Origin of the sequence: Stenotrophomonas africana, from assembly GCF_013004645.1 — a bacterium.
In the GTDB taxonomy this organism is placed as follows: domain Bacteria; phylum Pseudomonadota; class Gammaproteobacteria; order Xanthomonadales; family Xanthomonadaceae; genus Stenotrophomonas; species Stenotrophomonas africana.
Window position 1 is genome coordinate 306,642 of sequence record NZ_JABEME010000001.1, and the last position, 11,706, is coordinate 318,347.

10 protein-coding genes are annotated in these 11,706 nt (G+C 65.8%); 7 read left to right on the top strand and 3 right to left on the bottom strand.

Going from position 1 to position 11,706, the window contains the following annotated elements; genetic code table 11:
* The first annotated feature begins 54 nt into the window (after window positions 1-54).
* The 3 genes from dnaE to HLA98_RS01700 all read left to right on the top strand — a co-directional run bounded on the left by dnaE (window position 55) and on the right by HLA98_RS01700 (window position 5,647).
* Complete coding sequence (gene dnaE, locus HLA98_RS01690) at window positions 55-3,648, top strand: DNA polymerase III subunit alpha (protein WP_057499595.1); 3,594 nt, start codon at window positions 55-57, stop codon at window positions 3,646-3,648.
* A gap of 56 nt (window positions 3,649-3,704) precedes the next feature.
* Entirely contained in the window at window positions 3,705-4,574 is an 870-nt protein-coding gene (locus tag HLA98_RS01695; protein ID WP_049445357.1) for a hypothetical protein, read from the top strand.
* A gap of 113 nt (window positions 4,575-4,687) precedes the next feature.
* On the top strand, window positions 4,688-5,647 hold the full coding sequence (locus HLA98_RS01700) for an acetyl-CoA carboxylase carboxyltransferase subunit alpha (protein ID WP_032128332.1): 960 nt from the start codon (window positions 4,688-4,690) through the stop codon (window positions 5,645-5,647).
* 175 nt (window positions 5,648-5,822) lie between these two features.
* Here the strand turns inward: HLA98_RS01700 and HLA98_RS01705 are convergent, their stop codons facing one another.
* Window positions 5,823-6,278 (bottom strand): CopD family protein, encoded by a 456-nt coding sequence (locus HLA98_RS01705; RefSeq protein ID WP_057497713.1) that lies wholly within the window; start codon window positions 6,276-6,278, stop codon window positions 5,823-5,825.
* Window positions 6,279-6,425: 147 nt separating this feature from the next.
* Between HLA98_RS01705 and HLA98_RS01710 the strand changes: the two genes are divergently transcribed.
* Both HLA98_RS01710 and HLA98_RS01715 read left to right on the top strand, forming a co-directional pair.
* Window positions 6,426-7,016 carry a class I SAM-dependent DNA methyltransferase gene (locus HLA98_RS01710; RefSeq protein WP_057499596.1) on the top strand — a complete coding sequence of 197 codons (591 nt, stop codon included), beginning with the start codon at window positions 6,426-6,428 and terminating at the stop codon, window positions 7,014-7,016.
* 93 nt (window positions 7,017-7,109) lie between these two features.
* Entirely contained in the window at window positions 7,110-8,417 is a 1,308-nt protein-coding gene (locus HLA98_RS01715) for a polyhydroxyalkanoate depolymerase (RefSeq protein ID WP_049445361.1), read from the top strand.
* A 121-nt stretch (window positions 8,418-8,538) separates the two neighbouring features.
* Here HLA98_RS01715 and HLA98_RS01720 read toward each other — a convergent pair whose 3' ends face one another.
* Both HLA98_RS01720 and HLA98_RS01725 read right to left on the bottom strand, forming a co-directional pair.
* Window positions 8,539-9,528, bottom strand: coding sequence for a sensor domain-containing protein (locus HLA98_RS01720; protein ID WP_057499597.1), 990 nt, complete (start codon window positions 9,526-9,528; stop codon window positions 8,539-8,541).
* Window positions 9,525-9,890 (bottom strand): PadR family transcriptional regulator, encoded by a 366-nt coding sequence (locus HLA98_RS01725; RefSeq protein ID WP_004150914.1) that lies wholly within the window; start codon window positions 9,888-9,890, stop codon window positions 9,525-9,527. Before HLA98_RS01725 ends, HLA98_RS01720 begins: the two co-directional genes overlap by 4 nt.
* 220 nt (window positions 9,891-10,110) lie before the next feature.
* On the opposite strand from HLA98_RS01725, the gene HLA98_RS01730 reads away from it, so the two are divergent.
* Window positions 10,111-10,578, top strand: a complete 468-nt coding sequence (locus HLA98_RS01730) for a hypothetical protein (protein WP_057499598.1) — start codon at window positions 10,111-10,113, stop codon at window positions 10,576-10,578.
* A 130-nt stretch (window positions 10,579-10,708) separates the two neighbouring features.
* Window positions 10,709-11,611, top strand: coding sequence for a peptidylprolyl isomerase (locus HLA98_RS01735; RefSeq protein ID WP_057499599.1), 903 nt, complete (start codon window positions 10,709-10,711; stop codon window positions 11,609-11,611).
* Window positions 11,612-11,706 lie beyond the last annotated feature (95 nt).

Genomic DNA, 11,706 nt, shown 5'->3' on the forward strand with positions numbered 1-11,706 from the left:
GGCGACGATTTCCCCGTCGGCACCCGGGGCCCGCGCGCTCCAACCTGGTCCGGCATGTCCAACTCCCGCTTCGTACATCTCCACGTCCACACCGAGTTCTCGCTGGCGGACTCCACCATCCGTGTGCCGGCCAAACCGGACCAGGCGGACCCGAAGAAGGCCAAGCAGGCCAACCTGCTGTCGCGCTCGGTCGAGCTCGGGCTGCCCGCGCTGGCGGTGACCGACCTCAACAACCTGTTCGCGCTGGTCAAGTTCTACAAGGCCGCCGAAGGCGTAGGCATCAAGCCGATCGCCGGCGCCGACGTGCTGATCGCCGAAGAGGGCCAGGACCCGTGGCGGATGACGCTGCTGTGCCGCGACCGCGAGGGCTACCTGAGCCTGTCGCGGCTGCTGACCCGCGCCTGGATGGAGGGCCATCGCCCCGAGGGCGGCGTGGCCGTGCACCCGGACTGGCTGAAGGCCGGCAACGCCAACCTGTTCGCATTGGCCGGGCGGCAGAGCCTGGCCGGGCGCCTGGCGCTGGACGGCAAGCATGAACTGGCCGAGCAGCAGCTGGCCGACTGGCAGCGCGTGTTCGGCGATGGCCTGCACCTGGAGCTGACCCGCACCGGCCGCGAGGGCGAGGAAACCTTCAACCAGTTCGCGCTGATGGCTGCTGGCCAACGCGGCCTGCCGGTGGTGGCCAGCAATGACGTGCGCTTCCTGTCGCCGTCGGATTTCGACGCGCATGAAGCGCGCGTGTGCATTTCCACCGGCCGCGTGCTGGACGACCCCAAGCGCCCGCGCGAGTACAGCGACCAGCAGTACCTGAAGTCGGCCGAGGAGATGTGCGCGCTGTTCGCCGACATCCCCGATGCGATCGACAACACGCTGGCGCTGGCCGAGCGCTGCAACATCGAGATGCGGCTGGGCACCTACTTCCTGCCCAACTACCCGGTGCCCGACGACGAGACCCTGGACACCTGGATCCAGAAGATGTCGCGTGACGGCCTGGAAGAGCGCCTGGAGAAGAATCCGCTGGCGCCGGGCAAGACCCGCGAGGAGTACTTCGAACGCCTGGAGTTCGAGCTCAACACCATCATCAAGATGGGCTTCCCGGGCTACTTCCTGATCGTTGCCGACTTCATCCAGTGGGGCAAGAACCAGGGCATTCCGATCGGTCCCGGCCGTGGTTCGGGTGCCGGTTCGCTGGTGGCGTGGGCGCTGAAGATCACCGACCTGGACCCGCTGCCGTACAACCTGCTGTTCGAGCGCTTCCTGAACCCGGAACGCGTGTCGATGCCAGACTTTGACATCGACTTCTGCATGGACCGCCGCGACGAGGTGATCGACTACGTCGCGCGCAAGTACGGGCGCGAGCGCGTCAGCCAGATCATCACCTACGGCACCATGGCCGCCAAGGCGGTGGTGCGCGACTCCGGCCGCGTGCTCGGCTTCCCGTACGGCCTGGTCGACGGTGTTTCCAAGCTGATCCCGAACATCCTCGGCATCCACCTGAAGGATGCGCTGGGCAAGGGCAAGGAAGGCCCGAGCTCGGAAATGGCCTCGGCCGAACTGATCCAGCGTTACGAGACCGAGGACGATGTCCGCGACCTGATCGACCTGGCGCTGCAGCTGGAAGACCTGACCCGCAACGCCGGCAAGCACGCCGGTGGCGTGGTGATCGGGCCCGAGCCGCTGAGCGAGTTCTGCCCGCTCTACGCCGAACACGACGAGAACGGCCTGGGCAAGAACCCGGTCACCCAGTTCGACAAGAACGACGTGGAAGAAGTGGGCCTGGTGAAGTTCGACTTCCTCGGCCTGCGCACGCTGACCATCATCGACTGGGCGGTGAAGGCGATCAACAAGCGCCATGAGCGCGCCGGCATTCCGCCGGTGGACATCGCCGCGATTCCGCTGGACGACACGCCCACCTACAAGGACATCTTCGCCAACGGCAATACCGGCGCGGTGTTCCAGTTCGAATCCTCGGGCATGCGCCGCCTGCTGAAGGACGCGCGCCCCGACCGTTTCGAAGACCTGATCGCACTGGTGTCGCTGTACCGCCCCGGCCCGATGGACCTGATTCCTTCGTTCAACGCGCGTAAGCACGGCCAGGAAGAAATCATCTATCCCGATCCGCGCACCGAAGCCATCCTGAAGGACACCTACGGCATCATGGTGTACCAGGAGCAGGTGATGCAGATGGCGCAGATCGTCGGCGGCTACTCGCTGGGCGGCGCCGACCTGCTGCGCCGCGCGATGGGCAAGAAGGTGCCGGCCGAAATGGCCAAGCACCGCGAGATCTTCCGCGAAGGCGCGGCCAAGGACGGCGTGGACGAGGCCAAGGCCGACGCGATCTTCGACCTGATGGAGAAGTTCGCCGGCTACGGCTTCAACAAGTCGCACGCCGCCGCCTACGCGCTGGTCAGCTACCAGACCGCGTGGTTGAAGCGCCATTACCCGGCCGAGTTCATGGCGGCCACGCTGTCCTCGGACCTGGACAACACCGAGAAGGTGGTCGGCTTCCTGGATGAGGTGCGCAACCTCGGCCTGACCGTGCTGCCGCCCAAGGTGAACCACTCCGCCTTCATGTTCGAAGCGGTGACGCCGGACACCATCCAGTACGGCCTAGGTGCGATCAAGGGCGTTGGCCAGGGGGCCTGCGAGGCGGTGGTCGAAGAGCGGCTGAAGGGCGGCCCGTTCAAGGACCTGCTCGACTTCTGCACCCGCGTCGGCTCGGCCAAGCTGAACCGGCGCACGCTGGAAGCGATGATCAACTGTGGTGCGCTGGACGAGCTCGGCCGCAACCGTGCCTCGCTGATGCTGCAGCTGCCGGAGGTGATCAAGGCTACCGACCAGATGGCACGCGAGCGCGCTTCGGGGCAGAACTCGCTGTTCGGTGGCCCCGATCCGAGCACCGTTTCGATCCAGCTGGACCTGCCCGAAGCCGAGGAATGGCCGCTGCTGCAGCGCCTGAACGGCGAGCGCGACACACTGGGCTTCTACCTCAGTGGCCACCCGTTCGATCCCTGGCGCGACGATGTGCGCGATCTGGTCGGCAACGACCTGGGCTCGGTGGAGAAGATCTGGAGCGCCAACAGCGGTGGCGGCGGTGGTGGTGGCGAGAAGCGCTGGCGCCCGGAAGTGCCGACCGTGCTGGCCGGCCAGGTGGTCGGCGTGCGCCGCAAGGGCGAAAGCCAGATCTTCATCCAGCTCGAGGATGGCCGCGGCCGCGTCGAGTGCAGCGCGTTCTCCGACGCGATGGCCGAGTTCGGCCACCTGATGACCAAGGACCGCATCCTGGTGGTCAAGGGCGGCCTGCGCGAGGACGAGTTCAACGGCGGCTTCGCGCTGCGCATCCGCCAGTGCTGGGACTTCGATGAGGTCTGCGCCAACTACGCCACGCGGCTGTCGCTGCGCCTGGACCTGCGCCAGCAGCGCCCGGTCTGGGAGCGCATCGATGCGCTGCTCGACCGCCATCGCCCGGGGCGCACGCCGCTGCGCCTGGACCTGCTGCTGAAGGGTCCGCACGGCGGCGTCGCCGGCATGCTCGATGTGTCCGGGCAGAGCGCGGTGCGCATCGATTCCAAGCTGATGGAGGCACTGCGCGCCGATCCCGCCGTGCGCACACTGAAGGTGCGCTACAGCCCGCCGTGGGCCAGCTGAGGTCGGCTCCTCCGTATTCCTGTTTTTCCCGTTCCAGTCATCAAGGACGATTGCCAATGAAGACCCTGCTGTTCCCGTTCGCCGCCGCGCTGGCCCTGGCCGCCTGTTCGCCCTCGAAGGTCGAGTTCCAGATCGACAACCCGACCGATGCGCCGCTGGCCCTGAGCATTGATGGCAAGGACCTGCCGGTCGCCGCACAGGGCTCGCGCCCGATCTCGCTGGCCGTGGGCGAGCATCGCCTGCACACCGACAAGCTCGGCGACGTGCGCTTCATCGTCTACGTGGACGGTCGCGGCGGCCTGATCAACCCGACCCTGAGCGAGTACGTGATCGCCCGCGAGATCTATGTCACCGACGAGAGCAAGCTGAAGAACTTCGGCACCGGCAAGGCCGGCATCGAGCTGGGCGGTGTCGACTTCGAAGGCCCGTTCGAGAAGAGCCACGAACTGTTCATCGACAAGACCTGGACCTACGGCGTGCGCGAACCCTTCCCGAAGGAAAAAGTGGTGGCCCACGTCGACGCCAGTGGTGGCCAGATCGTGGCCAAGGTGTTCACCGCGCCGGACTTCATCGCTTACGTGGAAGAAGGCATGGGCGAGCCCGGCGCGTTCAAGCGCGAGCAGCCGGCCGGCTACGTGGCCCCGGCGTTCAGCCTGGAACCGGCCCCGGCCAGCCTGCCGGCGCTGGTGCCCGCCTTCGAGGCCCACGCCGCGCCGCTGCGCGAGGTCTATGCGCGCTGGCTGAAGGCGACCACCGCCGATGAACAGAAGGCTCTGCGCAAGCAGGACTTCGCCGCGCAGATGGCCTTCACCTCGGCCACCGCCACCCTGGGCAGCGGGCTGGGACGTGAAGCCAACGAGGCCTACAACGACTTCGTTTCCCAGCGCAGCCAGCTGATGGGCCGCAGCGCGCTGGTGGTGCCCTGAGCTGACTGGCACGCCCCGCCCGGCTGCGCTACCGTCGCCTTCCAGACGAGGGCGTACGGGTGGTTCGCACGCATTCGGCTAGAATTCCCCTCTTCTTTACACGACGGCTTCCGATGAATCCGAACTACCTCGACTTCGAGCAACCCATCGCCGACCTGGAAGCCAAGATCCAGGAACTGCGCAACGCCAGTGCCGGGCCGGCGGTCAATGTCGAGGCGGAAGTGCACGCGCTGCAGGACAAGCTGCGCATGCGCACCGCGCAGATCTTCCGCAACCTGACCTCGTGGCAGGTGCTGCAGCTGGCCCGTCACCCGTCGCGTCCGTACACCGCCGACTACCTCCGCGTCATGTTCGATGAGTTCCAGGAGCTGGCCGGCGACCGTGCCTTCGCCGACGACAAGGCGATCATGGGTGGCCTGGCCCGCATCAACGGCCGTGCAGTGATGGTGATCGGCCACCAGAAGGGCCGCGACACCAAGGAAAAGATCAAGCGCAACTTCGGCATGCCCAAGCCGGAGGGCTACCGCAAGGCGCTGCGCCTGATGAAGATGGCCGAGCGCTTCGGCCTGCCGGTGCTGACCCTGATCGACACCGCCGGCGCCTGGCCGGGCATCGACGCTGAATCGCGCGGCCAGTCCGAAGCGATCGCGCGCAACCTGATCGAGATGGCCGAGCTGAAGGTGCCGATCATCTGCACCGTGATCGGTGAGGGCGGCTCCGGCGGTGCGTTGGCGCTGGGCGTGGGCGACCGCACCGTGATGCTGGAGTACTCGGTGTATTCGACCATCACCCCGGAAGGCTGCGCCTCGATCCTGTGGAAGGACGCCGGCAAGGCCAAGGACGCCGCCGAACAGCTGGGCCTGACCGCCCCGCGCCTGAAGAGCCTGGGCCTGGTCGACAAGGTCGTGCGCGAGCCGACCGGCGGCGCCCACCGCAACCCGACGCAGATGGCCAAGCGCCTGAAAGCGGTGCTGCTGAACGAACTGGACGCGCTGGACAAGCTGTCCACCGAACAGCTGCTGGAACAGCGCTACGCGCGCCTGCGCAGCTACGGCACGTACGAAGCAGCCTGAGGTAGTTCCGGCCGCTGGCCGGCATGCAGGTAAGCCTGGTAGTGCCGGCCGCTGGCCGGCAAACACGGAGGAGATTGCAGAAACGAAAGAGCCGGGCATTTTGCCCGGCTCTTTCGTTTGTGCCCTGACGGCATCCACGCATGGCGTGGATCTACCGGGTGCAGATGACCTCGCCTCAGAACGGCTTGGCCAGCACCAGCCACACGATCGGAATGAAGGCCAGCAGCGGGATCTCGTTGATCCAGCGCAGCGCGCGCGACGACGGCAGCGCCCTGCCCTTGGCCACGCCCTTGAGCAGGCGGCCGATCCAGCCGAAGTACACCAACAGCAGCACCACCAGCCCCAGCTTGGCGTGCAGCCAGCCGGCGCCGCCGGGCGCGACCATGGTCGGGAAATCGGGGATGACCCTGTAGCCCAGCCACAGCACCAGACCGAGCAGGAATGCCAGGCCGAACATCGAGTGGCCGAAACGGTACAGGCGCAGGCCCATCAGCTGCAGGCGCTCGGTCACCGCCGGCTGGCCTGCGGTCTCGGCCAGGTTCACCAGGATGCGCGGCAGGTAGAACACCGTGGCCATCCACGCCACCACAAACACGATGTGGAAGGTCTTGACCCAGTAGTAGCTCTGCATGCGCTCGCTCCGGCGGCTGGCGTAGGTGGGCGGCCATTCTCGCATGCCGTGGCGAAGCCGCTGCAGGCACGCACGCCGCGACACATCGACGCATGGCGCGTCGCAACACCGTACGATAGGCGCCGTTTTCCCGATCGCGCACCGCCCATGGACAAGACCTACGACGCCGCCTACTTCCAACGCTGGTACCGCCGTGCCGACATCGGCGGCAGCGCCCGCCTGGCGCGCAAGGTCGCCTTGGCCGTGGCCAGTGCCGAGTACTACCTGGAGCGGCCGATCCGCAGTGTGCTGGACATCGGCTGCGGTGAAGGCGCCTGGCGTGCGCCCCTGCTGAAGCTGCGTCCGAAGGTCGAATACCTCGGCTTCGACAGCAGCGAGTACGCTGTGCGCCGCTACGGCAGGACCCGCAACCTGCACATGGCCCGCTTCGGCGATTTCGCCTGGCTGCGGCCCTGTGCCCCGGTCGACCTGCTGATCTGCTCGGACGTGATGCACTACGTGCCCGACCGCGAGCTGCGTGCAGGACTGGCCGGCGTGGCCGAGCTGACCGGCGGCGTGGCCTTCCTGGAGACCTTCGCCGCCGAGGATGCGTTCGAGGGCGACCACGACGGCTTCCAGGCCCGCCCGGCGCGCTGGTACCGCCGCACGCTGGCCCGGCACGGCCTGCAGCCGGTAGGGTCGCACTGCTGGCTCGGCCCCGCCCTGGCAGGCGATACGGCGGCTCTGGAACGGATGTGAATCCGGATTCATTATTTTCAGCGAACTTAACCTGCGGGACACCCGGATGGGATATGCTGCGCGGCAACATATGACCATACATATTCGGTCGTCATGCTCTATCAACTGCACGAACTGACCCGCAACCTGCTCGCCCCCTGGGTGCACCAGGCCCAGGCCAACGCCAGGTTCTTCGCCAACCAGGGCCACTGGTGGTCGCAGATGCCCGGCGCTGATCGCCTGGCGGCGGTCAATGAACTCTTCCACCGCATCGGCAAGGATTACGAGAAGCCCGAGTGGGGCATCAACGAAATCGACGTCGATGGCGAACGCGTGCCGATCGTCGTGCACGAGGAAGTAAGCAAGCCGTTCTGCAAGCTGCTGCGCTTCAAGCGCCACAGTAATGAAGCCGACCAGCTGCACACCATGCTCAACCAGCCGTTCGTGCTGGTGGTGGCGCCGCTGTCCGGCCACCACGCCACGCTGCTGCGCGATACCGTGCGCACGCTGCTGCGCGACCACCGCGTGTACGTCACCGACTGGGTGGATGCGCGCATGGTGCCGGCCAGCGAAGGCGAATTCGGCCTGGACGACTACATCGCCTACATCCAGGAATTCATCCGCCACCTCGGCGTGGAGCGCCTGCACGTGGTAAGCGTGTGCCAGCCGACCGTACCGGTGCTGGCCGCGGTTTCGCTGATGGCCAGCCGTGGCGAACCGACGCCGCGCACGCTGGTGATGATGGGTGGCCCGATCGATGCGCGCTGCAGCCCGACCGCAGTGAACAACCTGGCCACGCAGAACCCGCTGTCGTGGTTCGAGAACAACGTCATCCACACCGTGCCGGCAAGTTATCCGGGTGCCGGCCGCCGCGTGTACCCGGGCTTCCTGCAGCACGCCGGCTTCCTGTCGATGAACCCGAGCCGCCACTTCAGCTCGCACTGGGATTTCTACACCGACCTGGTCAAGGGCGACCTGGAAGACGCCGACGCGCACCGTCGTTTCTACGACGAGTACAACGCGGTGCTGGACATGCCGGCCAAGTACTACCTGGATACGATTTCCGTGGTGTTCCAGGACTTCCTGCTGCCGCGTGGCGAGTGGGTGGTCAACGGCGAGAAGGTCGATCCGTCGGCGATCCGCGATACCGCGCTGCTGAGCATCGAAGGCGAGCTGGACGATATCGCCGGCCTCGGCCAGACCGAAGCCGCGCAGGCGCTGTGCACCGGCATCGACGCTGACCGCCGCGAGCATTTCATCGTCGAAGGCGCGGGCCACTACGGCATCTTCAGCGGCCGTCGCTGGCGCGAAGTGGTGTACCCGAAGGTGCGCGACTTCTTCGCCGCGCATGCCGAAGCACCGGCGGCGAAGGCCGCGAAGAAGAAGAGCAACGTCACCCCGTTGCGCCGAAAGGCGGGATAGCTCGCCTCTGGTAGATGCCAACCTTGGTTGGCGCTCTACCATGAATCCCAGTATCTGATGGATGGCGCCAACCAAGGTTGGCACCTGCCAAAGCGAAGCCCACCAAAGCGTGGATTTCCGCTTACAACCGCACCAGCAGGTTCTTGGCGATCAGCCCATGCAGCTTGCCGATGCCGCGTGCCAGATGCATCGTCAGCAGCAGCAACAACGCGCCGACAGCAGCAACCACGATCGCCACCAGCGGCGAGGCCGCCATCGGCAGCACGTTCACATCGTTGATGTAGATGCCGGGGATGTCGCCACTGAAGATGGCCGCAACCGGTGCCCAGATCAGGCTCAGCGACAGCGACAGCAACGTCACCGCGAGGGTGAAGTAGATGACGCCCAGCGGCAGCATCAGCACGAAGTACAGCAGGGTCAGCCAGGTGCGGCCATCGGTGAACATGTCGCCGATGCGCTGCAGCCACGTGCGGCTGCGGTCGGTGTAACGCGGGCGGCGCGGCATGCGTTCGCCCAGCAGCGCTTCCACCAGCCGTCCTTCCAGCAGCGCCAGCCCGCGCACCGAGCCGAAGAACAGCACGGTCAACGGAATGCCGACGATCAGGATCAGCAGGCCCAGTGACAGCGACAGGCCGGTGACCACCCAGGTGAAGAAGAAGATGCCGGTGGCCAGCGACAGCAGCATGTAGAACAGCGCGCCATAGGTGTGCGGATCGGTCACCACGCCGAAGAAGCGCGCCAGCAGCGAGCGCTGCACCGGCACCGGCAGCGGTGCAGCTGGCTCGACGCCACTGGCTTCGGCCGCCGCACGCAGCACCGGTGCGGTATCCGCACGCGGCGTACGCAGCGCGCGGTTCACCGTCACTTCGGTCTCGCGGTAGATCTCGGCCACTTCGTCCGGCGCGCCATAGCTGCCGGCAACGTCCGCGATCACCTCGGCCTCGCTGCGGCCGAGCTGCGCCGCCAGCTCCGAACGCAGGTACTCCTCGGCGTCGTACAGCGCGTCCTGCACCATCGCCGGGTCGGCACCTTCCAGTGCCGCGCGCAGCTGCGCCAGGTACTGCGGGATGGTCGTGGGCAGGGCTCGGCCTGCCAGGCTCGGGTCGTTCATTGCGGTACCCCCTCCAACACGGAATCGACGGAATCGCGGGTGGCCTGCCAGGCCTGGCGCCACTGCGCCAGCACCTCGCGGCCACGTTCATTGATGCGGTAGTAGCGCCGCGGCGGTCCGCTGCTGGACGGCTCCACATGGCTTTCCAGCAGACCGGCGCCTTCCAGGTTGCGCAGCACCGGGTACAGCGCGCTCTGCTTGCCGCTCAGCACGCCCTCGCCCACCCGCTCCAGCTCCTTGGCAATGAGGTAGCCGTACAGCGGCTCCCCGGCCCGGGCCAGCACCGCCAGCAGGGCCAGCGACACCGTTCCGGCGCTGAGCTCCTTCTGGAACTTCTTCAGGTGGACATCGTCCTCGGACATGACCGGCCCTCCACTACGTTGAAGTCCACAGTAGTGCGAAGTTCGGTATAGCGAATGTGTCGTTAGTCACTCTGCCGGTTGGCGAGGGCCGGATGACCACCTGGCCGGCAGGCCCATTGGCTTGCTTGTCCCTCTGCGAGCCGCGGCATACCGTCGTCTTCCAACAGCGCAGCGGCTGATCCAGCTCCTGCGAGCACGACGATCCCGGGAATATCCACTTATGACTGAGTTTTATTATTGCGACTTCTGGTTTGGCGCAAAGAAGTCCGCCCGAAACATAATCAGTGAATCCGAAGCCCAATCGAGACATGAGAGCCTGGCTCGCTATACGGTTCTCGTTGGCTCCCCCACCACGCCATCAGCGATTATCGATGTGCTGTTGGACAAAGAAATGATTGGCGTCGACTTTCTGGATGAACACCTAAGGAAGCGCCTGTCGTATCAGTTCCAGCAGGTGGCACCGGACAAGCTGTTCCTGAGCATGGTGGTTTACACGGAATTCGCTGGAAAGAGCGACAACGTTGCTGAAGGAACCTGCTATATCTTCAACGAAGATGGTCGGCTCTTCATAGAGAAATTCTCGCCCCATCATGTGGAAGAGTGTTCAACTACGCACGACCCAATAGGCAACTACGAGCCTGTTCCTGTCTTCGGCCATTACTCCGGTCTAATTGCAGAAGAAAGATAGACGTTGATGCCAGGCCGATTGAATCGTCCAAGAGGCGGCGCGCAGGCTGACGCGATTGCCCTACATATCGCTTGGCGATGTGGTCTCTAGTCGCGCAGAATCAAAGCCTCGTTCATGTTCCGGGGTTCCCATGCCGCACCGTCGTCGCCTTGCCCTGACCGCCCTCGCCCTGGCCTGCCTGTTGCCCGCCATGGCCAGCGCGGCCTCGCCTTACCGCAGCCCGCAGCAGATCCTGGACGCTTCGGCCGCCAGCGACTGGCGCACGCCGGACCCGGCCAACCTGCTGTACATGGACCTGCCGGCCGGACGGGTGATCATCGAGCTGGCGCCGCAGTTCGCCCCGCGCCATGTCGCCAACATCCAGACCTTCGCCCACGAGCACTTCTGGGACAGCACCAGCATCTACCGCTCGCAGGACAATTTCGTGGTGCAGTTCGGTGATGCCGACGCCGATGACGCCGCCAAGGCCAAGCCGTTCGGCAGTGCCGCGCGCAAGCTGCCGGCCGAGTTCGAGCGCGCCAGCGCCGGACTGAAGGTGAGCGTGCTGCCGGACCGCGATGGCTGGGCTCCGCAGACCGGTTTCGTCGACGGCTTCCCGGTCGGCCAGGACCCGCAGGCCGGCAAGGCCTGGCTGGCACACTGTTACGGCATGCTCGGTGCCGGCCGCAGCAACGAGGAAGACAGCAGCATCGGTGCCGAACTCTATGTGGTAACCGGCCAGTCGCCGCGCCAGCTGGACCGCAACATCACCCTGGTCGGCCGCGTACTGAAGGGCATGGAACTGCTCAGCGCGATCCCGCGCGGCCCGGCGCCGATGGGCTTCTACACCGACCCGAAGCTGCGTACGCCGATCGTGTCGATCCGCCGTGTCAGTGATGTGCCGGCGGCCGAGCGCACGCCGATCCAGGTACTGCGTACCGACTCGAAGACCTTTGCCGATACGGTGGAGGCGCGTCGCAATCGCGTGGATGATTTCTACAAGCGCCCGGCGGGGCATATTGACCTGTGCAATATCCCGGTGCCGGTGCGGTAGGAGCCTGGCTTCCTGCGCGTGGCGCGTGCTGAAGGTGCTTCACTGTTCATGGGCGTTACTTTTCTTTGTACGCAAAGAAAAGTAACCAAAAGAAA

What these genes read in the sequence shown, in the direction of transcription:
- dnaE (WP_057499595.1), top strand. Translation starts at nt 55, where the DNA reads ATGTCCAACTCCCGCTTCGTACATCTCCACGTCCACACCGAGTTCTCG.
- HLA98_RS01695 (WP_049445357.1), top strand. Translation starts at nt 3,705, where the DNA reads ATGAAGACCCTGCTGTTCCCGTTCGCCGCCGCGCTGGCCCTGGCCGCC.
- HLA98_RS01700 (WP_032128332.1), top strand. Translation starts at nt 4,688, where the DNA reads ATGAATCCGAACTACCTCGACTTCGAGCAACCCATCGCCGACCTGGAA.
- HLA98_RS01705 (WP_057497713.1), bottom strand. Translation starts at nt 6,278, where the DNA reads ATGCAGAGCTACTACTGGGTCAAGACCTTCCACATCGTGTTTGTGGTG.
- HLA98_RS01710 (WP_057499596.1), top strand. Translation starts at nt 6,426, where the DNA reads ATGGACAAGACCTACGACGCCGCCTACTTCCAACGCTGGTACCGCCGT.
- HLA98_RS01715 (WP_049445361.1), top strand. Translation starts at nt 7,110, where the DNA reads ATGCTCTATCAACTGCACGAACTGACCCGCAACCTGCTCGCCCCCTGG.
- HLA98_RS01720 (WP_057499597.1), bottom strand. Translation starts at nt 9,528, where the DNA reads ATGAACGACCCGAGCCTGGCAGGCCGAGCCCTGCCCACGACCATCCCG.
- HLA98_RS01725 (WP_004150914.1), bottom strand. Translation starts at nt 9,890, where the DNA reads ATGTCCGAGGACGATGTCCACCTGAAGAAGTTCCAGAAGGAGCTCAGC.
- HLA98_RS01730 (WP_057499598.1), top strand. Translation starts at nt 10,111, where the DNA reads ATGACTGAGTTTTATTATTGCGACTTCTGGTTTGGCGCAAAGAAGTCC.
- HLA98_RS01735 (WP_057499599.1), top strand. Translation starts at nt 10,709, where the DNA reads ATGCCGCACCGTCGTCGCCTTGCCCTGACCGCCCTCGCCCTGGCCTGC.